General features: G+C 72.4%; 24 protein-coding genes and 1 pseudogene. 7 read left to right on the top strand and 18 right to left on the bottom strand.

Features of this window, described 5'->3' with window-relative positions; all coding sequences use genetic code 11:
• Positions 1 to 34: 34 nt before the first annotated feature.
• Genes ACZ43N_RS13755 through ACZ43N_RS13745 form a run of 3 tightly spaced genes read left to right on the top strand, consistent with a single transcriptional unit; the run spans position 35 to position 4,178 of the window.
• The gene (locus tag ACZ43N_RS13755; RefSeq protein ID WP_468097391.1) at positions 35 to 2,866 is read left to right on the top strand and encodes a cation-translocating P-type ATPase; all 2,832 of its coding nucleotides are present in this window, start codon (positions 35 to 37) and stop codon (positions 2,864 to 2,866) included.
• Positions 2,863 to 3,522 carry a potassium channel family protein gene (locus ACZ43N_RS13750; protein WP_468097390.1) on the top strand — a complete coding sequence of 220 codons (660 nt, stop codon included), beginning with the start codon at positions 2,863 to 2,865 and terminating at the stop codon, positions 3,520 to 3,522. The genes ACZ43N_RS13755 and ACZ43N_RS13750 overlap by 4 nt, the downstream gene beginning before the upstream one ends.
• On the top strand, positions 3,519 to 4,178 hold the full coding sequence (locus ACZ43N_RS13745; protein ID WP_468097389.1) for a potassium channel family protein: 660 nt from the start codon (positions 3,519 to 3,521) through the stop codon (positions 4,176 to 4,178). The genes ACZ43N_RS13750 and ACZ43N_RS13745 overlap by 4 nt, the downstream gene beginning before the upstream one ends.
• A gap of 75 nt (positions 4,179 to 4,253) precedes the next feature.
• Here ACZ43N_RS13745 and ACZ43N_RS13740 read toward each other — a convergent pair whose 3' ends face one another.
• The 10 genes from ACZ43N_RS13740 to ACZ43N_RS13695 all read right to left on the bottom strand — a co-directional run bounded on the left by ACZ43N_RS13740 (position 4,254) and on the right by ACZ43N_RS13695 (position 13,275).
• Positions 4,254 to 5,138 carry a universal stress protein gene (locus ACZ43N_RS13740; RefSeq protein WP_468097388.1) on the bottom strand — a complete coding sequence of 295 codons (885 nt, stop codon included), beginning with the start codon at positions 5,136 to 5,138 and terminating at the stop codon, positions 4,254 to 4,256.
• 259 nt (positions 5,139 to 5,397) lie between these two features.
• The gene (locus tag ACZ43N_RS13735; protein ID WP_468097387.1) at positions 5,398 to 6,009 is read right to left on the bottom strand and encodes a V-type ATP synthase subunit D; all 612 of its coding nucleotides are present in this window, start codon (positions 6,007 to 6,009) and stop codon (positions 5,398 to 5,400) included.
• On the bottom strand, positions 6,006 to 7,409 hold the full coding sequence (locus ACZ43N_RS13730; RefSeq protein WP_468097386.1) for a V-type ATP synthase subunit B: 1,404 nt from the start codon (positions 7,407 to 7,409) through the stop codon (positions 6,006 to 6,008). Before ACZ43N_RS13730 ends, ACZ43N_RS13735 begins: the two co-directional genes overlap by 4 nt.
• Entirely contained in the window at positions 7,406 to 9,178 is a 1,773-nt protein-coding gene (locus tag ACZ43N_RS13725; RefSeq protein WP_468097385.1) for a V-type ATP synthase subunit A, read from the bottom strand. The genes ACZ43N_RS13730 and ACZ43N_RS13725 overlap by 4 nt, the downstream gene beginning before the upstream one ends.
• Complete coding sequence (locus ACZ43N_RS13720) at positions 9,166 to 9,693, bottom strand: V-type ATP synthase subunit E (protein WP_468097384.1); 528 nt, start codon at positions 9,691 to 9,693, stop codon at positions 9,166 to 9,168. Before ACZ43N_RS13720 ends, ACZ43N_RS13725 begins: the two co-directional genes overlap by 13 nt.
• On the bottom strand, positions 9,690 to 9,923 hold the full coding sequence (locus tag ACZ43N_RS13715) for a hypothetical protein (protein WP_468097383.1): 234 nt from the start codon (positions 9,921 to 9,923) through the stop codon (positions 9,690 to 9,692). The genes ACZ43N_RS13720 and ACZ43N_RS13715 overlap by 4 nt, the downstream gene beginning before the upstream one ends.
• Positions 9,920 to 10,336: an ATP synthase subunit C gene (locus ACZ43N_RS13710; protein WP_468097382.1), complete on the bottom strand. Its 417-nt coding sequence runs from the start codon at positions 10,334 to 10,336 to the stop codon at positions 9,920 to 9,922. Before ACZ43N_RS13710 ends, ACZ43N_RS13715 begins: the two co-directional genes overlap by 4 nt.
• Positions 10,333 to 11,832 carry a V-type ATPase 116kDa subunit family protein gene (locus ACZ43N_RS13705; protein WP_468097381.1) on the bottom strand — a complete coding sequence of 500 codons (1,500 nt, stop codon included), beginning with the start codon at positions 11,830 to 11,832 and terminating at the stop codon, positions 10,333 to 10,335. Before ACZ43N_RS13705 ends, ACZ43N_RS13710 begins: the two co-directional genes overlap by 4 nt.
• Positions 11,819 to 12,796, bottom strand: a complete 978-nt coding sequence (locus ACZ43N_RS13700) for a hypothetical protein (RefSeq protein WP_468097380.1) — start codon at positions 12,794 to 12,796, stop codon at positions 11,819 to 11,821. The genes ACZ43N_RS13705 and ACZ43N_RS13700 overlap by 14 nt, the downstream gene beginning before the upstream one ends.
• Positions 12,796 to 13,275: a hypothetical protein gene (locus ACZ43N_RS13695; RefSeq protein ID WP_468097379.1), complete on the bottom strand. Its 480-nt coding sequence runs from the start codon at positions 13,273 to 13,275 to the stop codon at positions 12,796 to 12,798. The genes ACZ43N_RS13700 and ACZ43N_RS13695 overlap by 1 nt, the downstream gene beginning before the upstream one ends.
• Positions 13,276 to 13,457: 182 nt before the next feature.
• Between ACZ43N_RS13695 and ACZ43N_RS13690 the strand changes: the two genes are divergently transcribed.
• Positions 13,458 to 14,315, top strand: coding sequence for a CBS domain-containing protein (locus ACZ43N_RS13690; RefSeq protein WP_468097688.1), 858 nt, complete (start codon positions 13,458 to 13,460; stop codon positions 14,313 to 14,315).
• Between the two features lie 25 nt (positions 14,316 to 14,340).
• On the opposite strand, the gene ACZ43N_RS13685 is transcribed toward ACZ43N_RS13690, so the two are convergent.
• The 8 genes from ACZ43N_RS13685 to ACZ43N_RS13650 all read right to left on the bottom strand — a co-directional run bounded on the left by ACZ43N_RS13685 (position 14,341) and on the right by ACZ43N_RS13650 (position 22,704).
• Positions 14,341 to 14,586 carry an acyl carrier protein gene (locus ACZ43N_RS13685; protein ID WP_468097378.1) on the bottom strand — a complete coding sequence of 82 codons (246 nt, stop codon included), beginning with the start codon at positions 14,584 to 14,586 and terminating at the stop codon, positions 14,341 to 14,343.
• Entirely contained in the window at positions 14,583 to 15,986 is a 1,404-nt protein-coding gene (locus ACZ43N_RS13680) for a 2-oxo acid dehydrogenase subunit E2 (RefSeq protein ID WP_468097377.1), read from the bottom strand. Before ACZ43N_RS13680 ends, ACZ43N_RS13685 begins: the two co-directional genes overlap by 4 nt.
• 2 nt (positions 15,987 to 15,988) lie before the next feature.
• Positions 15,989 to 16,984, bottom strand: coding sequence for an alpha-ketoacid dehydrogenase subunit beta (locus ACZ43N_RS13675; protein WP_468097376.1), 996 nt, complete (start codon positions 16,982 to 16,984; stop codon positions 15,989 to 15,991).
• A 2-nt stretch (positions 16,985 to 16,986) separates the two neighbouring features.
• A complete protein-coding gene (gene pdhA, locus ACZ43N_RS13670) occupies positions 16,987 to 18,072 on the bottom strand; it encodes a pyruvate dehydrogenase (acetyl-transferring) E1 component subunit alpha (protein ID WP_468097375.1) in 1,086 nt (361 codons plus the stop codon).
• Positions 18,069 to 19,859, bottom strand: coding sequence for an acetate--CoA ligase (gene acsA, locus ACZ43N_RS13665; protein WP_468097374.1), 1,791 nt, complete (start codon positions 19,857 to 19,859; stop codon positions 18,069 to 18,071). The genes pdhA and acsA overlap by 4 nt, the downstream gene beginning before the upstream one ends.
• Before the next feature lie 113 nt (positions 19,860 to 19,972).
• The gene (locus ACZ43N_RS13660) at positions 19,973 to 20,635 is read right to left on the bottom strand and encodes an FAD-dependent monooxygenase (RefSeq protein ID WP_468097373.1); all 663 of its coding nucleotides are present in this window, start codon (positions 20,633 to 20,635) and stop codon (positions 19,973 to 19,975) included.
• Between the two features lie 163 nt (positions 20,636 to 20,798).
• Positions 20,799 to 22,274 (bottom strand): bifunctional aminoglycoside phosphotransferase/ATP-binding protein, encoded by a 1,476-nt coding sequence (locus ACZ43N_RS13655; protein WP_468097686.1) that lies wholly within the window; start codon positions 22,272 to 22,274, stop codon positions 20,799 to 20,801.
• 103 nt (positions 22,275 to 22,377) lie between these two features.
• A complete protein-coding gene (locus tag ACZ43N_RS13650; protein ID WP_468097372.1) occupies positions 22,378 to 22,704 on the bottom strand; it encodes an adenine nucleotide alpha hydrolase family protein in 327 nt (108 codons plus the stop codon).
• A 218-nt stretch (positions 22,705 to 22,922) separates the two neighbouring features.
• Between ACZ43N_RS13650 and ACZ43N_RS13645 the strand changes: the two genes are divergently transcribed.
• The 3 genes and pseudogenes from ACZ43N_RS13645 to ACZ43N_RS13635 form a co-directional block, all read left to right on the top strand.
• Positions 22,923 to 23,744 carry a universal stress protein gene (locus ACZ43N_RS13645; protein WP_468097684.1) on the top strand — a complete coding sequence of 274 codons (822 nt, stop codon included), beginning with the start codon at positions 22,923 to 22,925 and terminating at the stop codon, positions 23,742 to 23,744.
• Positions 23,745 to 23,900: 156 nt separating this feature from the next.
• A complete protein-coding gene (locus ACZ43N_RS13640) occupies positions 23,901 to 24,506 on the top strand; it encodes an Rv1733c family protein (protein ID WP_468097371.1) in 606 nt (201 codons plus the stop codon).
• A gap of 40 nt (positions 24,507 to 24,546) precedes the next feature.
• A pseudogene (locus ACZ43N_RS13635) lies at positions 24,547 to 24,777 on the top strand (nicotinate phosphoribosyltransferase); the annotation flags it as partial.
• Between the last annotated feature and the right edge of the window lie 68 nt (positions 24,778 to 24,845).

Genomic DNA, 24,845 nt, shown 5'->3' with positions numbered 1-24,845 from the left:
GGCCGGCCCGTCCCACGGCGAGAGAGCGCCGCCGATGAGCGGCGAACAAGCGGGTACGGACCCGCTGGAACCGGGCGCTGGGAGGGACGAGGCGGTCGCTGCCACGTCCGGTTCCAGCCCGCGTTCTCCGGTGTCGGAACTCCCCGCCGATGAGGTCTTCACCGCGCTGGGCACATCACGGCGCGGCCTGACGACGGCTCAGGCGCGGGCCGGGCTGGAGGAGTACGGGGCCAACGAACTGCCGCGTGCTCGGCGCCGCGCCGTGTGGCGGCAGTTGGGTGCGCAGTTCACGGATCTCTTCGCGGTGGTGCTGATCGTCGCCTCGGGGATCACCTTCCTGGCGTACGCGCTGGAACAACCGCGTGACATCGGCACCTTCCAGCTTGCGGTCGCGATCCTGGGCGTCGTGCTCCTGAACGCCGTGATCGGCTTCGCCCAGGAGTACTCGGCCGAGCGAACGGCCCAGGCGCTGGCGGCAATGGTGCCCCACACCTGCCGGGTGCTGCGCGGTGGTGAACGGCTGGAGCTGCCCGCCGGGGAGCTGGTGCCGGGCGACGTGGTGGTGCTGGAGGCCGGGGACGCCGTGTCGGCGGACTGCCGGGTGGTGGAGGCGCACGAGCTGGCGGTGAACAACGCGCCGCTGACCGGGGAGAGCAACGCCGTCGGCCGCACGGCCGACCCGGTTGCCGCCGGACCACCGCTGGAGGCCCGCAACTGCGTGTTCATGGGGACCGATGTGGTCGCCGGCTCCGGGCGGGCCGTGGTGTTCGCCACCGGGGCGGCGACCGAGTTCGGGCGGATCTACCGGCTGGCCGCGGCCGCCCCGCGGCAGAAGACCCCTCTGCAGCTCCAGGTGGCCTCGATGGCGCGGCGGGTGGCGGGGGCGGCCCTGGCGATCGGTGCCCTGATGTTCGCTGTGCGACTGCCCACGGGGGAGTCCGCGGTAACCCTGTTCGTGTTCGCACTGGGCGTGATGGTGGCACTGGTGCCGGAAGGGCTGCCCGCGACGCTGTCGGTGTCGCTGGCGATCGGCGTCCGGCGGATGGCACGCCGCCACGCCCTGATCAAACAGCTGCTGGCGGTGGAGGCGCTCGGGTCGACCACGGTCGTGTGCACCGACAAGACCGGAACGCTCACCCAGGCGGAGATGACCGTCACCCAGCTGTGGGCGGGAGGCGTGCCGCACCCTGTGAGCGGCGTGGGGTACGAGCCGAGCGGCGAGGTCGCCGACGCCGCGCCGGTGCGCGAGCTGCTGCGGGTGGCGGGCCTGTGCTGCAACGCCCGGCTGGTTCCGCCTACAGGTCCTCGGGAGCACTGGCGGGTGCTCGGCGACACCACGGAGGGAGCGCTGCTTGTCGTGGCGGCCAAGGCTGGTCTCGATCTGGGCGTGGAGGAGGCGGCCGAGCCGCGGGTGACCGAGTTCCCCTTCGATTCGGACCGCAAGTTGATGACCACGGTGCACAAGACCGGCGCGGGCTACCAGGCGTGCGTCAAGGGAGCGCCCGGAGAGCTGCTGGCGCGGTGTACCGAGGTGGAGTGGGACGGGCGGCGTGGGTTGCTGACCGGGGCGGACCGGGCGGCGGTCGTCGCCGCGAGTGACGCGCTGGCGTCGCAAGGGCTGCGGGTGCTGGCCGTCGCGCGGCGGGCGCTGGGCGGGCCCCGCCCGGCGCAGGAGGAGGCCGAGGCGGCGCTGACACTGCTGGGACTGGTCGGCATGCTGGACCCGCCGCGCCCGGAGGTCACCGACGCGGTCACCGCCTGCCGTCGGGCGGGCATCCGGGTCGTCATGGTCACCGGCGACCACCCGCTGACCGGGGAGGCCGTGGCCCGCCGAGTGGGGATCGTACGGCGGCCGGATCCTGTCGTGGTGACGGGTGCCCGGCTCGACGCGATGGACGACGACGAGCTCGACGCGCTGCTCACCGAGCCGTCCGAGCTGCTGCTGTGCCGAGTCAGCCCGGAGCACAAGATGCGCGTGGTCACCGCCTTCCAGCGGCGCGGCGACGTGGTGGCCGTCACCGGTGACGGCGCGAACGACGCCCCGGCACTCAAGCACGCGGACATCGGCGTGGCGATGGGCGCGTCGGGCACTGACGTCGCTCGGGAGGCGGCCTCGATGGTGCTGCTGGACGACTCGTTCGCGTCCATCGCGACGGCGGTGCGGCTCGGCAGGTCCGTGTACCAGAACATCCGCAAGTTCCTCATCTACGTCTTCAGCAGCAACATCGGCGAGCTCGGCCCGATCCTTGCGGCGACGTTCTCCGGGTTCCCGCTGGTGCCCGTCAGCGCGGTGCAGATCCTGGCCATTGACCTGGGCTCGGACGTGATGCCCGCACTGGCACTGGGTGCGGAACGGCCCGAGCCGGACGTGATGGACCGCCCGCCGCGCTCCCGGCGCGAGCGGCTGTTCTCGACGGCGGTGGTGGGGCGCATCCTGTTCCTGGGCGGCATCCAGGCGCTCGGCGTGTGCGCCGTGTTCTTCTGGCACATCCACTCCTCCGGCATCCCGTTCGACGACTTCACCGAGGACCACCCCGTCTACCGGGAGGCCGTCACGCTGGCCCAGGGCGGGATCGTGCTCAGCCAGTTCTTCGTCTCCCTCGCGGTACGCACCGACCGCCAGAGCATCCTGAAAGCAGGTCTGCTGTCCAACCCGGCCCTGCTGGCGGCAGGCGGATTCGGTGTCGCCTTCATGGTCGCGATCAGCTATTCGCCGCCGCTGCAGGCCGTTTTCAACACCGCCCCGCTCGACGCCGCCGACTGGGCGGTCCTGGCCGGGCTCGGCACCCTGCCCCTGCTCGCGGACGAAGCCCGCAAGGCGTGGCTGCGACGCCGCGCCGCCCGCCGGAAAGGAGCCCCGCGGTGAAGGTGATCGTCGTCGGATGCGGACGGGTGGGGGCCACGCTCGCCGGTCTGCTCGCTGCGGAAGGGCACGACGTGCAGGTCGTCGACCGGCGTCCGAAAGCGGCCATGCGGCTGCCCGACAGCCCGCGCATCCGCTTCCACGAGGGCAACGGCTACAGCCGCGCGGTGCTCCAGACCGCCGGGATCGCGCACGCGGACGCCTTCGTCGCCGTCACCTCGGGCGACAACAGCAACATCGTCAGCGCACGGACGGCGAAGGAGACCTACCGGGTGCCGATCGTCCTCGCCCGCATCTACGATCCCCGGCGTGCCGACATCTACCGCGAACTCGGCATCCCCACCATCGCCAGCGTCCGCTGGACCGTGCACCAGATTCACCAGATGCTGCTGCATCGCCATCTGAGCCCCGAACTCAGCTTCGGCAACGGGGAGACCCTGCTCATCCGCTCCGAGTTGCCCGACTACCTCGTCGGCCGGCGGCTGACGGAGTTCGACGTCGACGGCGAGATCCGCGTTGTCGAGGTCACCCGCGCGGGCCGCTCCCTCATCCCCGCGCACAGCACGCCCGCGCAGACCGGCGACCTGGTCACCTTCGCCGTCGCCGCCACCGCGCTCGGCAGACTGCGCGGCTTTCTCGACAAGGAGCTGGGGACGTGAACGTGCTCATCGCCGGCGCGGGACGCCTCGGCACCCAGATCGCCCAGGTGCTGTCCGCGGCCCGCAACGAGGTCACGCTGATCGACAGCGACGACGACCACGTGGCCGAACTACGGGGCCGCCTCCCGGGTGTGCTGCTGGTCGCCGGGGACGCGTGCGAACCGGCCCTTCTGGAACACGCCGGTGCGCTGACCGCCGACCTGGTCATCGCCACCACCGGTGACGACGAGGACAACCTCGTCGTCAGCCTGCTCGCCAAACGGCAGTTCTCGGTGCCCCGCGTGGCCGCCCGCGTCAACGACGCCGACAACGCATGGCTGTTCGACGCGCGCTGGGGCGTCGACGTCGCCGTACCCGCCGCCACCCCGCTGATCTCCCTCATCGAGGAAGCCACCGGGGCCACCGACACGGTCGCCCTGCTGCGGCTCAGCAAGGCCGGCGTCGACGTCATCGAAACGGCCATCACCCCCCGGTCCAGAGCGGTGGGCCAGGCTCTGGGCGAGGTCAGGCTGCCCGAAGGGACGGTTGTCGCAACGATCGTCCGTGACGGACAGCCCACCGTGCCGGATCCGGCGATCCGCCTTCGGGCCGGGGACGAGCTCCTGCTCGTTTCCCATTCCGCGACCGAACAGGAGATCCACGCGGCGTTCCAGTGAACCGCCCCGGTGCCCCGCAGGCCAGCCTGCCCGCCACTGGGGCCGGGCAGGTCGCCGGACGGCGCGGCAGGCGCCTCAGTGCTCTCCCGTTCCCCGTAGCACCGCGACCGGACAGTGCGCGTGATGCAGCAGGGCCTGGCTGACCGAGCCGAGAAGCAACCCGGCGAATCCACCGCGCCCCCGCGCACCGACCACCAGCAGCTGAGCGGAGCGGCTCGCTTCGATCAATGCCTCCCGCGTCCCGCCGCGCACTACTGTGTGTTCCACCGCAACACCCGGGTAGCGCTCCTGACGGCCGGCGAGCGCCTCGGCCAGCAACCGCTCCTCCTCCTCGGCCAGCGCTCCCGGCGGGTTCGCGTACGGCATCGACGGATCCTGCGGGGCGGGCATCGGCGCGTTCCACGTGCTCCAGGCGTGCAGCGCCACCAGCCGTGCGTTTCGCAGGGCGGCCTCCGCGAAGGCGAAATCCACGGCCTTCTGTCCTGCGGCCGAGCCGTCGACACCCAGCACGATCGGACCGTCGGCGTGCGGCTGCTCGCGCACGACCAGCACCGGACACCGGCCGTGCGCCGCCAGACGCACCGCCGTCGACCCCACCAGCAGCCCGACGAACCCGCCCATGCCCCGGGATCCGACGACGACCAGCTGCGCGGCACGCGACTGCGCCTCCAGGACGGTCAACGGCTCACCGGTCACCACGACATGACCGACCTCGACCTCCGGCGCCACCGCCCGCGCCCGTTCGACCGCCTCGGCCACCAGGCGATCGACCAGGTTCCGCAGCCCGCCCTCCGGCGGTCCCAGCGGTGACGGCCCCAAGGGCACATGCGTCGCCGGCCAGACGAACGCATGGACCACCCGCAGCCCCGCCCCGCGCAACCGGGCCTCCCGCGCGGCGACCTCCACCGCGGCAAGACCCGACGCCGAACCGTCCACGCCCACGACCACGAGACCAGTCACCGTGTCTCCCTCGCACCGACGCCGTTGTCCCTCACATCCAGGTTCGCCCAGGCCACGCTCCGCCGCCCTGGGACGAGCGGCTGCGGCGGGGCTCCGGACGGTGCGCGAGAGGGCCCGGGCGGCGCCGTGTACGCGCCGTCCTACCTCACTGCCCAAGGGCTGTCCCGTAATGCCCGGCGGGCGCACGACGCCGGCTACGGCACCTGACGACGACCGGTATGGAGCCAAACGGTGTACGGGCCTCATCGCCCGTCACGGACTAATGCCGAGCAGCCCACCGCCGCCGGACGCTGTCCTCGTGCTCGGCCTGTTCCAAGGCAAGGTCGCTGCGGCCCAGGGCCTCCCGCAGGCGGGGTATCCAGTGGCGCCGCAAGGCACGGACCCGGTGCCGGGTGCTGCCGACCTCGGCGCCGACCAGCTCGGCGGCGGCGTGGGCCGCAGCGTACTCGGCTGCGGCGCGAACGGCCCGGCCATAGGCCGCCTCGGCGTGGGCCAGGGCCGTGTTGGTGGGGGCGGCGGCTGTGGGCGGACGGGCCGGTACGGACAGGGAGACCGCGGTCGGGTGGCGTACACCCATGGAGGTGGCCCAGTCCACCGTGACCTCGGCGGCGCCGATGCCCGCGGCGGCCGAGTCCAGGGCCTGTTCCCCGCCCAGGAGCAGCCCCCGCAGCAGCCAGCTCTCGGCCTCCGCCAGCAGGTCCCGCCAGGCGCGGGCGGCCTTCTGCTCCGTGCGCAGCAGCCGCTCGTGCTCGGAGCGCAGGATGCGCAACTTCTGCTCCAGCAGGTCGGCTCCGCGCTCGGCGACATCGAGACTGTGTCGCAGCCGCAGTCGTCCCGCACGGCCGGGCGGCGTACGGCGGCCGCCGGTCACCGGGACGTCTCCGTGTCCGGGGCGTCCTCGGCCCCGTGGGCGTCGAGGAGCCGTGCGGGCAGCATGGAGAGCTGGCTGCGGGGCAGGGTGAGCAGGGCCCGCCAGCCACGCTCCAGCGAGGTGTCGAGGTCGCGTGGTTCGTCGCTTCGCTGGTCGGCGAAGTTCCGCAGGAACGCCTCGTCGAAGTCCAGGTAGCGGCGGTCGGTGGGGCTCAGCGCCGTCTGGCCGACCAGGTCCGCGAGATCGCGCACCTGCCGCGCGCGGGCCAGGGCGGCCAGCAACTGGGCCGCGACGTCGAGGTGGTCGTCGCGGGTACGGCCGGGTCCCGCGCCCTTGCGCATCAGCCGGGAGAGGGACGACAGGGCGTCCAGCGGCGGGTAGACGCCTCGCGCGTGTGTCTCGGGTGAGAGGACGATCTGGCCCTCGGTGATGTAGCCGGTGAGGTCGGGCACAGGGTGGGTGATGTCGCCCGCGGGCATGGTGAGCACCGGCAGCACGGTGACCGAGCCGGGGCGGCCACGGATGCGTCCGCAGCGTTCGTACAGGGAGGCCAGATCGCTGTACAGGTAGCCGGGGTAGGCACGGCGGGCGGGGATCTCCCCGCGCGCGGCGGAGACCTCGCGCAGGGCCTCGGCGTACGTGGTCATGTCGGTCATCACCACCAGGACGTGCCGCCCCTCATCGAAGGCGAGGCGCTCGGCGATGGTGAGCGCGATGCGCGGGGTGAGGATCCGCTCGATCACCGGGTCGTCGGCGGTGTTGAGCAGCAGGACGAGTTCTCCGGCCGCGGACCTTTCCTCCAGGGCGTCGCGCACGAAGGAGGCGTCGGCGTGGGTGAGGCCCATGCCCGCGAAGACGACGCTGAACGCCTCACCGGCGGCAGTGGCCTGCGCGGCGATCTGGGCGGCCAGTTCCAGATGGGGCAGTCCGGCCACGGAGAACACCGGCAGTTTCTGTCCGCGTACCAGCGTGGTCAGGGCGTCGACGACCCCGACGCCGGTGAGCACAGGTTCGGACGGCGGCTCGCGCCGAACCGGGTTGATGGGGGCGCCGCCCACCTCGGCCTCGTGGGAGCCGAGGACGGGCGGGCCGCCGTCCAAGGGCTCTCCCCGGCCGTTGCAGACCCGGCCGAGCCACTCCGTGCCGACCGGGACGCGCAGTGGGCTGCCCGAGAAGGCCGCCCGGACACCCTCCGGGTCCATGCCCGCGGTGCCCTCCAGTACCTGGACGACCGCCAGGTCGCGGTCGGCGTCCAGGACCACGCCATGGCGGAGTTCGCCCGAGGTGAGAGTGATGCGCACGTACTCGTCCCAGCCGATCCCGGTCACACCTCCGACGACCGCGAGCGGCCCCCGCAGTTCTCGCACCGACGTGTACTCGATCCCACCGGTCAGGCTCATGGCTGCACGTCCCCCAACCTGGCGAGCATGGCGTCCCGCCGCGCCGCCACTTGGGCGGCGTCCTGCGGGCCGGTGTCCTCGCGGGCGCGCAGCAGCGGGCCGAAGTCCACCTCTTCGACCGAGGCAGCCGGGACGCCGGAGTCCACCAGCTCGCGGCAGCGGTCGGCGACCGTGAGCACGGCGTCGGCCAGGGCGGCCGTCTTCTCCGGCCCGCAGTACGCGTCCCGCTCCGACAGCGCGCTCTGCTGCAGCACGCCCTCGCGGACCAGCCTCCCGGCCAGCACGCTGATGCGCTCCCGCGCGGGCAGGGCGGCGATGCCGATCAGGTCCACCAGGTCGGCCAGCCGGTCGGCCTCCGCGAGCACCGCCCCCACCCGCTCGCGGCGCCGTGCCCATCCAGGATCACCGGCGGCCCGGTGCCCGGCGGCCAGGACCGGTACGTCCCGGGAGAAGGACCCGGCCCAGGCCACCGCCGGGTAGTGACGGGCGTATGCGAGATCGCGGTCGAGGGTCCACAGACAGCGCACGAAGCGCTCGGTGTGTGCGGTCACCGGTTCGGTCATGTCTCCGCCGGGCGGGGACACCGCGCCGATCACCGTCACCGATCCCTGCTTCCCGCCCAGGGTGGTCACGGCGGCGGCCCGCTCGTAGAAGGCGGCGATGGCCGAGGCCAGTCCGGCCGGGTACCCCTCCTCGGCGGGCAGCGCGCCGGTGCGGGAGGCGAACTCGCGCAGTGCCTCGGCCCACCGGGAGGTCGAGTCGGCGATGACCACCACGTCCAGCCCCATGTCCCGGAAGTACTCGGCGACGGTCATCCCCGTGTGGACGCTCGCCTCACGGGCCATCATCGGCATGTTGGAGGTGTTGGCGATCGTCACCGTGCGGTCGGCCAGCCGTCCGCCCGTACGCGGGTCCTTGAGTTCCGACAGTTCGGTGATGACATCGGCCATCTCGTTGCCGCGCTCCCCGCAGCCGACATAGACGATGACGTCCGCGTCGCACCACTTGGCGATCTGCTGCAGGAGCATCGTCTTGCCGGTGCCGAAGCCTCCGGGCACCGCCACCGTGCTGCCCCGGGCCACGGGGAAGAGCAGGTCGATCACCCGCTGGCCGGTGCTCAGGGCCTCGTGGCTGTCGACCCGCATCCGCGCCGGACGCGGTCGGCGCACCGGCCACAGGGCCCCGACGGTCACCTCGCCACCGCCCACGGCAGCCACCACGGCGTCCCGGGGGTGGTCCCCGGCCCCGGCGATCTCCTCGACCGTGCCCCCGCCGCCTGGTGGCACGAGCACCTTGACCCGCAGGGCCCCGGCGTCACGGACTTCTCCGAGCGCCTGACCCTCGGCCACCTGTTCGCCCGGCACCACGAACGGGCGGAAGGACCAGGTCCGTTCCTCGGCGGTGTCTCGTGGCGCGCCAGGCAACAGCCAGTCGCCTGCACCGGACAGAGGGCGCAGCAGACCGTCGAAGATCCCGCCGAGCAGTTCGGGGCCGAGCGGGACCGACAGCGGACGGCCCTGGGGCAGCGCCGTCTGCCCCGGAGCGAGGCCGCCGGTGTACTCGTACGCCTGGACGGTGACCACGTCACCGCTGATGGCCACGATCTCTCCGGGCAGCCGTGCGGGGCCGATCGAGACCAGGTCGTACATTGCGATGCCACCCGTGTACTCCATCTCCACGAGCGGTCCTGTGACGCGCAGAATCCGGGAGACCGGCCGCTGTCCATCCTGTTGCCGGCGCGTGCCGGAGTGTGCCGTTACGGCTCCCACAGGCTCCGCACCTCCCCTCTCATGCGGTCCATCGCGCGGTCGGCCAGCGTGGTCAGCGAGAGGTCGACCCGTCTCCCCGGCGTCCGCGCCACCACGCCCCCGTCGGCGTGCTCGCTCACCTCGGCCGCGGGACCGAGGAGGACACGAGCCCGCTGCTCCAGCCACGCCTGCAGGGATGCGTAGCCGTCAGTCCCACGCAGGGCGCGGACCCGCTCGGCGGCCTCCCGGCGCAACTCCTGGTACGCCTCCCGGCGAGCGGCGAGCGTACGGAACCTGGCTTCACGCCGGGCCCTGACGAGGACGTCCCGGGCGGCACCCGAGCCGTCGGCCTCGCCCTGCCGCCGGGCCTCGGCGAGGATGCCCCGGGCCTCGGCGCGGGCCTGGTCGAGCAGCGCTGCTGTCTCCCGCTCGGCCTGGCTCAGGAGCGCCTCCGCATCGGCGTGAGCCGCTCGCAGCAGCCCCGCCCGGACCGGCGAGAGTGCGTCCTTCGCCTGCTCGGTGGCCGGGGCCGTCATGGCGGCATCACGGCGGTCAGCGGACGGCGGCCACCGGGCGTTGTGAAGTCCGACTCGAGTGCCTCGGCCGCGGCGGGTGTGAGGATCACCAAGTCGACGCCTTCCGGTAGTTCGCGCCAGGTCCGGCGGACGGTCTCGGCGTCGTCGGCGACCAGGACGACCGCCCCGGCCAGGGCCAGACCGGTCACCCTGTACCGCTCGCCGAGGGCGGCGACGCGGCCCATGGTCATGCCTTCCCGATGAGGATGACGGCGACGACCAGCCCGTAGATGGCGATGCCCTCGGCCAGGCCGACGATGACCATGGCCCGGCCGAAGAGTTCGGGCCGTTCGCTGAGCGCCGCGAGGGCCGCCGCACCGGTGTAGGCGACGGCGATGCCCGCCCCGATCGTCGCCCCGGCCACCGCGATGGCGGCTCCGATCAGGGCGGCGGACCCGGAGCCGGAGTCCTGTGCCGCCGTGGTCGCGGCCTGCGCGGATTCGCCGCTGGTCGCGAGGGTCAGCACCACGGTGGCGGCCACCAGCAGCACGGCGTCGGCTGCGACCATCCACCACAGGGCCGTCCGGCCCGAGCGCCGCAGCACAAGACGTACGGCCACGAATCCCGCCACCATGACAGGCAGGGCCAAGAACCAGGTGATCACGATGACTCCTCCCTCGCCGAGGCTGGTCGGACGGCTTCCACCGGTGCGGGCGGCCCGGCGTCGGCGGCCTGCCCGATGACGTGCCGCACAGGCAGATGCCAGGGCCTGAAGGGGCGGCCCTCGCCCTCGAAGAGCCGGGAGAACAGTTCGTAGAACTCCAGCCGCAGTGCCTGGACACCCGCCACCAGCGCCTCCAGCGAGAAGGCGACGGCGTTGCCCACGAGGAACACCAGCAGCGTGGCGGCGACGCCGACCGGGCCCCGGCCCGCCAGAGCCGTCGTGCCGTCCCAGACGATGGCGCCGAGCGCGGCATGGGTGAGACCGAAGGCCGCGAGCCGCGCGAAGGACACCACGTTCGAGCCGATCCTGAGCACCGCGTCGAAGAGCTGAATGCCGGTCTGTACAGCACCGCCAGGCCCGCCCGCCGTGGTCGCGAACAGTCCCGTCCCTGCCAGAGCCAGTCCCACGACGGCGATCACGGCACCCACGACGCCGTACGCCACCTGGCCGAGCCACACATACCCAGTGCCGACGGCCAGCCCGAGATAGAGCGCCGCCCCGGCGATGCCGGTCGTCGAGTACAGGGCAGACGCAGGTCCGCCCTCCCGCCACCTGTTCACGATCCCCGCAGCGTAGGCACCGGCGAGCAGTACGGCGCCGAGCCCGACGGCTACGGCCAGCAGCCGCATCGGCTCCTCCAGCGGCTCCAGCCACAGCACGGGGAGCACGCCGGTCGGGCCGAAGAACTCGCCGTACGCGATCCCGGCCACGGTGGCGGCCAGCCCGGCGCCGGCGACGAAGGGCCACAGCGGGCGCAGCGTCGCGAACCGGCGTGGCCGTCCCGCCCGCAGCAGGAGCGCGAGGGCGACCAGCAGCAGCCCGTGCCCGGCATCACCGAACATCAGGCCGAACATCACCACGTAGACGACTCCGGCCGCCATGGTGGGGTCGAGGTCGGCGTACGGCACGGTTCCGTACGTGGTGACCAGAGGCGTGAAGGAACGGCGCACGGGCGTCGCCGTGTACGCCGGAAGCGCGGTGTCCGCTCCGGCCAGCAACGTCGGCGGATCGACACCGCGCGGAGCCCGCAGGGGCACCAGCGCGCCCCCGGCACCGGCGATGAGCGCCGCCGTGGCGCCCACCTCCGTCCTTGGGCACCAGCCGGCCAGTGCCGCGACCCCGCCCTGCCGGACGGCACTGCCGAGCCGTTCCTCCAGCTGAGCCTCACCCGCCAGCAGGTCGGCCCGGCCCTCGCGCTCCAGGACGTCCAGGTCGGGGGGAGTCTCGCAGAGCGCAGGTCGTGCCGACTCGACGCGCAGCCGCTGCAGGCGTGTCGCCGCCGGTCCGCGGACCTCCGGCCCGCCGTCGCCAGCCATGTCGACCTCGACGCAGCCCGCCTCCGCGATCCTTACCAGACTCTCCCGCAGCGCCTGCTCGGGAGCCACGATGGCCACCCTGCGCATCCGGACCGGGACCGCCGCCTCAGCGCGGAGCATCGAGCACCTCCGCCGACCAGTCTCCGGGGCCACCGCCCCGGGCGGCCAGTTCCAGTGCCCCGCGGGTCCGCCACGCGTCGACGGACAGCAGCGCCACGGCCCCGACCACCGGCTGGGGACCGAAGTGGGACCGGCGCAGCAGTTCGCGGCCGTCCCGCTCGACCGCGTTCCACCACCGCGCCTCCGCCCGCCACAGGTCCGCCGCCTCGCCGACGTCGTCCAGCAGCCACCTCGCGGTGGCCGGCAGCGCCTGCCGGAAATCGGCGTAGGACCCCGCCCCCACCGCGCGCGGGCCGAGCAGGCGGGCCGCCCGGACGACGGACACGTCCGGCAGCCGGCGGCCGACGACGAACACCTCGCGGGCGAACAGCAGGGCGAGGCGGGCCGCTGCCCAGCGCGCCGCGTCGGGAACGGCGGTGGCGAGCCGTAGGGCGGCGGAGACCCGCATACCGGTGGCGACCGCGGCCGGGGAGTCGCCCCCGGGATCGCCCCAGACGGAGGCCGTCAGCACGGCACGCAGCTCCGACGGCGTACGGGTCCGGGCGAGCCGTGCCCAGGCCGTCGCCAGTGCGCCCAGGCGGTAGGGCCGCCGGCGTCCTGTGTCCGAGCCCGGTGCGCCGGCCGAGGCGGGACGCGGGTCCTCGGCCGAGAGGGACCGCAGATGGTGGTGGGCGTTGGAGATCTCGAACCCGGCGGCGAGCGCCCGGACAACCTCGGCGCCGGAGGCCGGCTGCCAGCCCGCGAGAACCCGGAGATGCCACAGCAGCGTCGCCGAGACCGCGCGCTGGGCCTCGGCCGGCGTTGCGCCCGGGCTGATGTCGTGACGGTACGGAGTGGCCGCCAAGTAGCGCAGGGCATCCTCAAGGGTGGGGGACGCGGCCACGTCCCTGGCGCCCTCCACGCCCAGACACCTGATCCGCAGAGTCCGTGCCCGGGTCACACCGGCCACCCACCCGGCGCCCATCAGCGGTCACCCTCCGGTGGGTGTCCCTGTTCGGGAGCCCGGCGTCCCTGCTCCGCTTCGAGGTCCTCCAGCACCAGTGCGAGCACCCGGTCGGCCAGCGCGGGCGTACGGCTCCCGGCACGGTCGCGTACGGCCCCGGCCTCCCGCTCCGCTTCGGCGACCAGCGCGTCTGCCTTGCCCATGGCCGAGCGCAGCACCTGCTCGGCGGTGCGGGCCTGGACCCGGCGGGCCTCCGCCATCGCCGCAGCCACCATCGCCGCGGCCTGCCGTTCGGCTTCCTGACGGCGTGACGCGGCAGCGTCGGCGGCATGTTCGCGTACGGCCCGGGCCTCCGCCTCCGCCTGTTCGAGCAGGGCCAGAGGTGGTGCGAGTTCCGCACGGAGCTCGGCGGAGCGGTCCGCCGGGACACCGCTCGGTGCGGCCCGTCCGGGCGAGGCCGCCGGCCGGAACCGTGCCAGAAAGTCCCGGAAACCCGTCACCGACTCTCCTCACCTCGGCCCAAGCCCCCGCTTCCAGTCTCCCCGCCGGGCGGTGACCTGTCGTGCCGCACGGGACCGCCCGTCCCGCCGCGGGGCCGCTCGGCCCGCAGGCCATGCCCCTCGAACGATGCGAAACTGGCCCCATGGCTGGACGGCGTCCTCGGGAGGCAGCCGTGAGCGACATGGAACGCAGCTCCGTGCAGAAGGAAGCCCGCCGCAGCATGCCGGGCCGCCCCTGGACCCCCCAGGAAGAACCCCGCCAGGACGCACTGGGTCGCTACCTCGCGGCAGTAGCCGCCGCTGCATCGGCAAGGAGCGGCGCCGAGGAGCCGGAGACCGCTCCCGGCACGGCGCATGCCGGACCGCCGCAGGCCCCTCCTGCGCGTGGGCCCTCGGAAGGGGAACCGGCCACACTCCGTGTACGGGACGTCATGCAGGTCCCGGCGGTCGCCGTCCCCGGCGACATGCCGTTCGTGGACGTGGCCCACACACTCGCCCGCGAGCAGGTGAGCTCCGTACCGGTGGTCGACGCAGCCGACCATGTGATCGGTGTCGTGTCGGAGTCGGACCTGCTGGCCAAGGCCGCCGTCATGGCGGAACCGCGTCGGCACGGAGCAGTCGGCAGGCTGTGGCAGCACCGGCTTTACGAGAAGGGTCACGGTGACACGGCGGCCACTTTGATGACCTTCCCTCCGGTCACCGTCCATCCGGCGGAACGTGTCTCGGACGCGGCGTGGACCGCCGCCCACGCTCGGTTGAAGCGGCTGCCCGTCACCGACTATCGCGGCCGACTCGTCGGTGTGGTGACCCGGCGCGACCTGTTGCGTGCCCTGATCCGCGACGACGGCGAGCTCCGGGCCGAGGTGGAGTCCCTGGTCGGTCAGCACCTGCTGGATCCGCGCGCCGTCGGGATCACGGTGGAGAACGGCGTGGTCACCGTGACGGGGAAAGTGGACAAGGCCGTCGTCACCGAACTGCTCGCATCGGTGCGGGACATCGACGACGTGGTCGGTGTCGTCGACGACACCGAAGCGGTCTGAGCCGTGGTCCTCCGTGCGGCGCGCGTCACTGCGTGCGGGTGACCAGGAAGTCGGCACTGCCGGACAGCGTGGCCAACTGGGGAGCGTCCTCGTCCTCGATGCGCACGCCGGACCGTTCGCTGAGCACCTCGACGAAACTCAGGAAGTCCAACGAGTCCATCTCGAGGGCGTCACGGAACGCGTCGTCGGGCCCCAGCGCGGCGACATCGGCGTCCGGGACGACGTTGGTGATCGATTCCTTCACCATGTCCAGTGCTTCGGTTCGGTTCACAGCTGCTCCGGGTTCTGCAGAAGGCGGCTGACCGCCGCGAGGTAGCGGGCACCGACGGCACCGTTCGTCGCCCGGTGGTCGGCCGAGAGGGTGGCTGTGACCACGGGGCGTACGCCCAGCAGTCCGTCGACGGCGCACGGCCGGTCGACCACCCGCCCGAAGCCGACCAGCGCCACCTGCGGCGGGTAGATCACGCCGAAGACCGTCTCCACGCCCTGTTCGCCGAGATTGGTGACCGTGATCGTGGCGTCGGACACCTCGGAACCACGCAGCCTGCCTGTGCGGGCCCGGGTGACCAGGTCCTTCAGGGCGGCCATCAGTTGGGGAAGTGCCAGGGTGTCGGCGTCGTGCAGGGCGGGCGCGACGAGCCCGCCGCCGCGCAGGGACACGGCCACGCCGAGATGTACGCCCTCGCCGGCCGTGAAGTGGTCGTCGGTCCAGAAGCCGTTGAGCCCGGGTGTGTCCCGGGCAGCCAAGGCCGCCGCCTTGAGCAACAGGGCCGCGGTGAGCAGCCGTTCACCGACCGGGATGCGCCGGTTGTGCTCGTGCAGCCAGTCCGTTGCGGCGGCCATGTCCACGGTGGTGGAGAGGTAGTAGTGGGGGATCTCCCGGTTGGCACGGCTCATCAGGCCGGCGATCGCCTGACGCATGGCTGTCGCCCGGGCGTCGGACGGGTGTACAGGGGAAGGACGTACGGAAGCGGCGGCCGCAGGCGCGGGTGGCGCCGGGGCTGACGGACCGGGCGCCGCATGACGTACGTCCGCTGCGCGGACGGCCGACTGCCTGCCAGTCCCTTTCACCGTGGCCAGGTCGACACCCAGTTCGGCGGCGAGCCGCCGGGCGAGGGGAGTGGCCCGGGAACGCGGTGACCGGGTGCCGGCTCGGGCGGCTGCCGCGTGTTCGACGTCGGTTCGGGTGACGCGTCCACCGGGTCCGGAGCCGTGCAGCGTCTCCAGGTTGACGCCGCTCTGCTCCGCGAGGTGCCGGGCCAGGGGGCCGGCCTCGATGTGGCCGGGCAGTTGAGCGGCGGAGGGCGCGGACACCGGGACAGCCACGGGCTCAGGCGGTGGGGAGGGGCGCTCGGGGGGACGCGGGGGTTCGGTGGGTTCGGTGGTCCTGGAAGGCTTGCCCTTGCCTGGTGCGTGATGAGGGGGGCGTCGCGCCTCGGCCGGTCCGATCAGTGCGAGCGGCGTGCCGACCGGCACCGTCGCTCCGGGCTCGACGAGCAGCTCGGTCATGGTCCCGGTTTCGAAGCACTCCACCTCGATGGTCGACTTCGCGGTTTCGACGACCGCGACCGGGTCTCCCTTGCGGACGACGTCACCGGGCCCCACGAGCCATTCCAGGAGCGTTCCCTCGTCCATGTCCGCACCGAGGGACGGCATGGTGAACTCGGCCATGATCAGTCCACCGCCCGGTGGGCGGCCGCGACGATGTCGGCGACCTGGGGCAGGGCGGCCTCCTCCAGCCGCCGGGCGTACGGCATGGGTACCTCCGCGCTGCATATCCGCTCGACGGGCGCGTCCAAGTCGTAGAACGACTCCTCGGCGATGCGGGCGGACACCTCGGCAGCGAGGCTTCCCGTCCGCCACGCCTCGTCGATGACCACGGCACGGTGGGTACGAGCCACCGAAGCGGTGACGGTCGCGTTGTCGAGAGGACGGAGCGTGCGCAGGTCGATCACTTCGGCACTGATGCCCTCCGCGGCGAGTTCGTCCGCCGCCGCGAGGGCCTTGGGCAGCGAACCGCCGTACGTGATCAGGGAGATGTCGGTGCCGGGGCGGCGGATCTCGGCGTGGTCCAGGTCCACGGGGGCGGTGGCCGGGAGGAGCTCGCCGGAGACGTTGTAGAGGCTCCCGTGCTCGAAGATCAGTACGGGGTCGGGGTCGGCGAGCGCCGGGGCCAGCATGTGCCGCGCGTCCTCCAGAGTGGCGGGGGCCAGGACGCGGATGCCGGGGATGTGCGCGTACCAGCCTTCGAGGCTGTGTGAGTGCTGGGCGGCGAGTTGCCGTCCGGCGCCCGTGGTCATGCGGATGACGAGCGGTACGGGCAGTTGGCCGCCCGACATGTGCAGCAGGGTGGCGGCGTTGTTGAGGATCTGGTCGAGGGCGAGCAGGCTGAAGTTGACGGTCATGATCTCGACGATGGGCCGCATCCCCGCCAGGGCGGCGCCGATGCCGGCGCCCACGAAGGCGGACTCCGACAGCGGGGTGTCGCGGACGCGTTCGGGGCCGAACTCCTCCAACAGACCGAGGCTGACACCGAAGCAGCCGCCGTAGCGCCCCACGTCCTCGCCCATGAGGAAGACACGGTCGTCGGAGCGCAGAGCCTCCCGAAGGGACTCGCGCATCGCCTCCCGGTAGGTTGTCTTCGCCTCGCCCGTCCCGTCGGCGCCCATGGTCAACTCACCGCCTCCGCCGAGGAACTGGTGACGTGGTGGAGCAGATGGTCCACCGGTTCCTCGGGTGCCTGTTCCGCCGCTTCGACGGCGCGGTCGATCTCGTCGGTGACGCCCTGCTCGATCCGGGCCAGTTCCTTGTCTCCCAGCTCCCCGCTCTCGCGCATGCGGTCGGTGAGCAGGCCGATCGGGTCCCGCTCCTTCCACCGCTCGACTTCCGCCTTGTGGCGATACCTGTCCGGGTCGTACATCGAGTGGGCGCGGAAGCGGTACGTGCGCAGCTCCAGGAAATGAGGCCCGGTGCCGGTCCGGATGCCTTCGACGGCCCGTCGGGCGGCGTGCTCGACGGCCTCGACGTCCATGCCGTCCACGGCCCAGGCCACCATCCCGTAGGACGCGGCACGCATGGCCAGATCGGTCTGTGCCTCGTGCCGCTCCAGGGCCGTGCCCATGGCGTAGAGGTTGTTCTCGCAGACCAGCAGCAGTGGCAGCTTCCACAGTGCCGCCAGATTCGCGGTCTCGTGGAACTCGCCCTCGGCGAAGGCCCCGTCGCCGAAGAAGCAGCAGGTGACGTTCGGCTGTCCGCGCATACGGTCGGCGAGCGCGAGACCGGCGGCCAGGGGAAGACCGCCGGCGACGATCGCGTTGCCGCCGTAGAAGCGGCGGTTCGCGTCGAAGAGGTGCATCGATCCGCCCCTGCCACCACTGCATCCCGTCGTCCTGCCGTACATTTCCGCCATGACGGCCTCGGCCGTGATCCCACGTGCCAGGGCATGACCGTGTTCGCGGTACGTGGAGACGACCGCGTCCTCGGGTGTCAGGGCTTCGGTGATGCCGACGGCGACGGCCTCCTCGCCGATGTAGAGGTGGACGAACCCGCGGATCTTCGCGGCGCTGTACAGCTCGACGCACCGCTCCTCGAAGCGCCGGATGCGCAGCATCGACTCCAGCAGATCCGTCCGGTGTCCGGTGGCCCCGCGCCCGGACGGACGTCCGGCACCCGCTTCGCCCTTGGCCGTCCTGGTCTTCCTGCCGGACTTCGGGGGCGCCGAGTCCTTGCGCGTACGGGTGGGGCGGGCCACGCTCATGCCGTTCCCTCCAAGGTCGACAAGTCGCCTGTGGGCAGGCCGAGTTCACGTGCACGCAGCAGACGGCGCATCACTTTCCCGCTCCGGGTCCTGGGCAGGTCCTGGTCGAAGGCGATCTCCCTCGGCGCGACGGCGGGGCCCAGCTTGCGGCGGCCGAACGCCAGCAGCTCTCGCTCCAGATCCGGGGTCGGCTCGACACCGGGGCGCAGCGACACGAACGCCTTGACGATGTTCCCGGCGACCGGGTCCGGCCGCCCGATCACCCCCGCCTCGGCCACCGCCGGGTGCTCCATCAGCGCGCTCTCCACCTCGAACGGACCGATCAGATGTCCCGCCGACTTGATGACGTCGTCGGCGCGGCCCACGAACCAGTACCAGCCGTCCGCGTCCCGGCGAACCAGGTCACCCGTCAGGTACCAGCCGTCCGCGAACGCGGCGTCGTACCGCTCCTTGTCGTGCAGATAGCCGCGGAACATGGACGGCCAGCCCGGACGCAGCGCCAACTCACCCTCGACATCGGGTCGTTGAACCTCGGTGACCCGGCCCCCGATGACCAGCGCCCGGCCGTCCTCGCCCTGTTCCAGCACCGTCGCCTCGATGCCGGGCAGCGGACGTCCCATCGAGCCGGGCCGGATCTCGCAGGCGGCGAAGTTCGCGATCATGATGCAGCCGGTCTCCGTCTGCCACCAGTTGTCGTGCACCGGCAGACCCAGCACATCCCGGCCCCATACGACGGCCTCCGGATTGAGGGGCTCACCGACAGAGGCGATGAACCGCAGCGCCGACAGGTCGTAGGAACGGGGCAGGTCGTACGGGCCCTGGCGGGGTGTGGCGCGCATGAGCATGCGCAGGGCCGTGGGGGCGGTGTACCAGACGGTGACCCGCTCTTCGCCGAGGATCCGGTACCAGCGCCGGGCGTCGTAGTCGCCCTCGTCGACGACCACCGTCACCCCGTGGACGAGCGGGGCGATGATCCCGTACGACATGCCGGTGACCCAGCCGGGGTCGGCGGTGCACCAGTACACGTCCTCGGGACGCAGGTCGAGCGCGTACGCGGCCGTGGCGTAGTGCGCGACCACGGCCTCGTGGACATGGACCGCGCCTTTGGGGGTGCCGGTGGTGCCGCTGGTGAAGTGCAGCAGGGCCATGTCGTCCGGTGAGGTCGGAGGGATGGCGAAGGTCGCCGGTGCGGTGGCCATCAGCTCGTCGAAGGACGCGGTGCCGGGCAGGTCCTCCGCGCCGGGCCCGACGATCAGAACGTGTTTGAGCCCGGGAATCGACGCACGGCGCTCGGCGACCTTGCGCCGGTACAGGGCCGCGGTGGTGACCAGCACCTGGGCGTCGCCGAGGCGCAGCCGCTGTTCCACCGGATCGGGGCCGAAGGCGGAGAAGAGCGGGCAGAGCACACTGGTGTTCTTCAGCGTGCCCAGCACCGTGGTGTACAGCTCGGGGCAGCGGCCCAGCAGGGTGAACACCCGGTCCCCCCGGCCGATGCCGAGCGACCGCAGGACGTTCGCGAAGCGGGACGTACGCCGGGCCAGTTCCGCGTACGTGACGGTGGAGACGGAGTCGTCCCGTGCGACGCATCGCAGCGCGCCTTTGTCCGCGAGGTCGGAGGCCGCGTGACGGTCGACCGCGGCGTGAGCCATGTTGAGTCCGCCGTCAGGCAGCCCTGCCAGTGCGCTGCGCGCCTGCGACCATGTGAAGGCGGAGCGGGCCCGGTCGTAGTCGGTGAGACGGGGTGGGACGCCCGTGGCCGTGTCCTTGTGGATGGTTTCCCAGTGCATGGGGTCTCCTCCCGGCACTGTCCCTGATCTCCAGGGTCGCCGAGCCCGGCTCTGGCCGCATTTCCTCCCGTGGGCACGGGCCTGATGGGACGGGCGGCGGCCGCTGTCGGCGTTCATGGAGCCGAGGGCCGCCCGCTTCTTGCGGGCCCGAATTGCGCGGTGCGCGGTTTCGCTCCGCTTCGCCGTGTCTCCTGTGGCCCTCGGCTCAATTCCAGAGCACCACCGCTCGTCGGCGGGCTCCAGGGCTGGACGGCCCAGGAACGGGGGCCGGACGGCCTTTTCGAATGGTGCTCATGGGGCGGACGGGCGGGGATGCCGCTGCCCAGACCAACGGTCGAGGTCGGCAAGGACCACCTCCTCGGCGTAGGGCCTGCCGTGCCACCCGATGCCGGCGCAGGTCCGCACGGCGCTGCCGGGCCGTCGCAGCCGACGACGAAGGGACAGCGGACCTCCTCGACACCGTGCCGGGATCGCAGCACGGCAACCGCGCTGTCCCCGGCATCCCGGGCCGCGATCAGTTCGGTGCCCCGTTCGACGGTCATCCCGCGGGCGGCGAGCGCCCCGGTCAGCAGCGTTTCGACATCCAGCTTCCGCAGGAGTGACAGATGGGGGAACGCCGTGTCGGGCGGCGAGAGATCCGCCGGCCTGGTTTCGGCGACGCGGGAGCCGACATGCAGGCCGTCGGGGCCGTGCCCGCCTGCTCCGGCAGGGCGTGCGTGACGCCGAGCGGGCGGAGGACCTCCGGGGTGCGCGGGTGCACGCTGAGTGAGGCGCATGTTCCGTGCCCGGACAGCCCTCAGGGGTCCCATGCGGATAGGCCAGTGACCTCGGAGTGACCCCACCGCGCGAGATGATCCACGTTCGGCAGATGCGCTGTGATGTCGGGTGAGGGGCGACCTCGTCAACCAGTTCGCCGTCGACCATACGCGGGACAACCTTTCAGTCCGGCTCCATGTAGGGCCGGCGGAAGACCGGCGCTCGGCCCGTGTCCCACGGTCGTATGGCAGCCAGGGCCTGCGCGACCGCGGAGTCCAACGTGCCACTGGTGTCGACCGCTACAGCCTCGGGCCACGGGTGTGCCCTGGCCGCCATGGTGGTGGCGATGTCGAGGCCGGCGTCCGATGTTCCGGGGGCACGCCTGGTCAGGCGGGCCGCTGACACGTCGCCCGGCACGTGACAGTGCAGGGCCACGAGGTCGGCGCTGGTGCGTTCGGCCATGCGCAGGGCCGCTTCGCGCTGGGCCGCATCGGACCAGGTGGCGTCCAGGACGACGGACTCGCCGCAGCACAGCAGCGCCGACGCGCGGTCGAGCAGGGTGGAGTAGGTCCTGGCCGTCCACTCCGGCGTGTACAGGCCCTCGCCGTAGTCGGCCGCCGCGGACTGCTCGGCCGGCATCCCCGCCAGTTCCTTGCGGAGGCGGTCGCTGCTGAGCAGCGTGACCCCCAGCCGGTCGGCCAGCGCTCCGGAGAGGGTGGACTTCCCGCTGCCGGGCAGTCCGCCGACGAGGGTCAGGCCGACGGCAGAGGTGCGCAGGTGGCGCAGCGCCGTCGAGACCAGCCGCCGCGCTGCCGCCTCCGCGCCAGGAGCCCCTTGGCGTGCCTGGATCAGGGAGACCTTGGCACGGACGAACGCGCGGTAGGCGACGTAATGGTGGCTGAGGGACGGGGGTGCGGGGTCACCGGAGTACTCGCCGTACTGGGCGAGGAAGTACGCCGCGGCCTGAGGGGCGCCGAGCTGCTCCAGGTCCATGGCGAGGAAGGCGGCGTCGTCCAGGCCGTCGACGTAGCGGAGGTGGTCGTCGAATTCCAGGCAGTCCAGGACGCGGGGGCCGTCGTCGAGGCAGAAGATGTCCTCGGCGAGCAGGTCGCCGTGGCCGTCGACCACCCGTCCCTGCTCGATGCGGGAGTCGAACAAACGCTTGCGCCCGGTGAGATAGCGGCGTACCAGCCGCTCCACCTCCGCCACCCCGTCCGGCACGACGCCGTGGTCGGCCAACGAGCGGACCTGGTGAAAGCTGGCCTCCCAGCGCGAGGACAGCGCGTCCCGTGTGCCCTGCTCGTCCACTTCCCGGCTCCGGGGTGCGTCCGCGTGCCACGACGCGAGATGCCGGGCGACGGCACGCAGGACGTCATCGACGGCGAGCCCTTCCCGGACCAGACGGGAAAGGCGGCGGTCCGCAGGCATGCGGCGCATCACCACGAGCGGTTCGGGCGCCTGCGCGTCGGGGCTTCGGATCTCACCCAGCCCCAGATAGACATCGGGGGCGAAGCGGCGGTTGAGAGCGACTTCGCGTTCGCACGCGTCCCGGCGGGCCGTCACCGTCGTGTAGTCCAGGAATCCCAGTTCGACCGGCTTCTTGAGCTTGTAGGCGTGGTCACCTGTGAAGAAAACGATCGCGGTATGGGTCTCGCACACCTCCGCGCGTGGCAGGGGCCCGCCGTCGTGCCGGTCACCGGACCGGAGCACGGACGTGTCGGCCTGAGGCACTGACCCCACGGACCTCCCGCGGAGGCCGGGCTCAGTCATGAGGAACGACGGCGACAGGGCAGAACCCGCGATGAAATGCCGCCTGCGCCACGGCTGCCGGGTGGGGTTCCAGAACAGGACGGTGTTCTCGTCGGCCGACGACCAGCAGTGCGGCGCCTTCGGCGGCCCGAACGACGGCCCCGGCAACGCCTTCGAAACGGATGCCGTCGGCCACGTCCCCCTGCGGGTACTTCTCGCGACAGGGCCGGAGGGTCTGGCCCGGCTCCTTCAGCGTGTCCGGCGTGAGCTCGCGCTTCTCGGTCCCGCGGGTGGCCCGGCGGGCATCGGCCGGACTCTCCGGTGAGCCGTCCAGGCCCACGGTGACGACTGGTTGCATGGCGGCGGCCTCCGTCTCGTACGAAGCTGGAAGATGACGGGTGGATGGCGGTGAACGAGCCCGACGGTGTGGACGCTCAGGGCGGCGTGCCGGGCGCTGTGGGTTCCACTCCTTCGAGGAGTACCCCAATCCCCTCCCCGGCGCATGCGGACCGGAGGGGGCCGGGAGACGCGCAATCCGGCCGAGAGGAGATGGGGGCGGTGACGATACCCCTGGTGGTCGGCATCGACGGCTCCGAGGCGAGCCTGGAAGCGGTGGACTGGGCCGTCGGCGAAGCCTTCCGGCACGACGTGCCTCTCCACCTCCTGCACGCGGCGGCGCGGGGCCACGAAGCGTCCGGCGTGATCGATGCCGCCTCGGAACGTGTCCAGGCGGGTGCTCACACGGTGCCGCTGTCGGCCGAAGTGCTGCACGAGGACGCGGCCGACGCCCTGGTCGACAAGGGGCGCAATGCCTTCGCGCTGGTGCTGGGATCCAGGGGGCTCGGTGACCTGGCCGGAATGCTCCTGGGCTCGGTCAGCCTGGCCGTGGCGGCGCGCGCGGACTGTCCGGTCGTCGTGGTGCGTGGCACGGCAGAGCACCGGGATGGCCGGTTCGGGAGCGTCGTCGTCGGTGTCGAGGAGGGAGAGGGCAGCGACACAGCCGTGCAGTTCGCGTTCCGTGAGGCTGATGTGCGGCACTGCCGGCTGGTGGCCGTGCACGCCTGGAGCGCACCGTTCGGTGCTTTCACCACACCACAAGCTCCCTCCTGGTACGCCCTCGAGGCCCACCGGCGCCCCCCGGCGCAGGTGCTGGACGACGCCCTGCGGGACGCGCCGGAGCGATTCCGCGACGCACCGGTGAGCCGGCGGGTGATCGAGGGTCCGGCACGCCAGGCCCTACTGGATGCGGCTTCGGAGGCGGACCTGCTGGTCGTCGGTGCCCGCAGACGACAAGGGCACCTGGGCCTGCAGCTGGGATTGATCAACCATGCGGTACTGCATCACGCGCCTTGTCCGATCGTGGTTGTTCCCCGGATATGACCGGACCGGTGGGGACGGACCGCGTCGACGGTCGGCCCCCGCGAGACCGGAAGTCGTCCCCGCAGGGACTTTCGGCCCTGTGACCGGAGGCCGGTGCCGTCCCATGGTGGGACAAGTGGTGGAGGAACGGACCAGCGACCGGCTGGAGGCCGAATCATGAGCGCACACAATTCGCCGCACGCGCCAGGTCCTCTCCCTCCGCGTCAGGAGCACGTGCCGAAGGGCGCGAACCCTCTGCGGCGTACCTCCGACAAGTTCGAGTCCTGGTTCAGCGGTTTGCTGATGCTGGTCCTCGTCCTCGGGCTGCCGACGGCCGCGCTCGGCGCGGGGCTGACGGCGTACGAGTCGTCGATGCGCACCGTGCAGACCCAGGCGGCGCAGCGGCAGGAGGTCACCGCCCGACTGACATCGAACGTCAAGGGCGTCACCACGGACGGCAGGCAGCAGGCGCGGGTCCGCTGGACCGACCACAACGGCAAGGCACGCACAGGGACGACCCTCGTGAAGGCGGGAACGCCGAAGGGCGCCGCCGTGCGGGTGTGGATGGACCGGGACGGCGGCCTCACCAGTGCGCCGATGAGCGAGTTGAACGCGACGACCACCGGCTGGTTCATGGGCGGTATGGCCGCGATCGGCGTGGGCGCCGGGTTCTACGGGGCGCGGGCAGTTGTGCGCCATGCGCTGGACCGGAGAAGGTACGCACAGTGGGACGCCGAGTGGGACGTGGTCGAGCCCCAGTGGTCCGCGCGCTTCCGCCGGTGAAGGGGAGGACACCCGGACCGGAGACGAGGAGGCGATACCGATGTCCGACGCGACGACCACCGACCTGTACGAGGTGGCGATGGCCATGCCCTACCTCGGTGAGGGAATGACCGGCCCCGCGACGTTCGGCCTCTTCGTCCGCGACCTCCCTCCCGAGCGCGGCTTCCTGGTCGCCGCGGGGCGGAAGCCGGTCCGGGACCACCTGTCAGATCTTCATGTCGGCCCGGAGGACATCGACGTCTTCGCGTCCGCGGCGCGTCGCTCGGCCCGGCCCGCCGCCGGCGGGGTGCCGCAGCCCAGCCCAGCACTTGACAGGTCACCGGAGGGCCCACGTGACCG

It is taken from the genome of Streptomyces sp. NPDC030814, from assembly GCF_055572155.1.
This window is presented reverse-complemented; position numbering and strand designations above follow the sequence as displayed.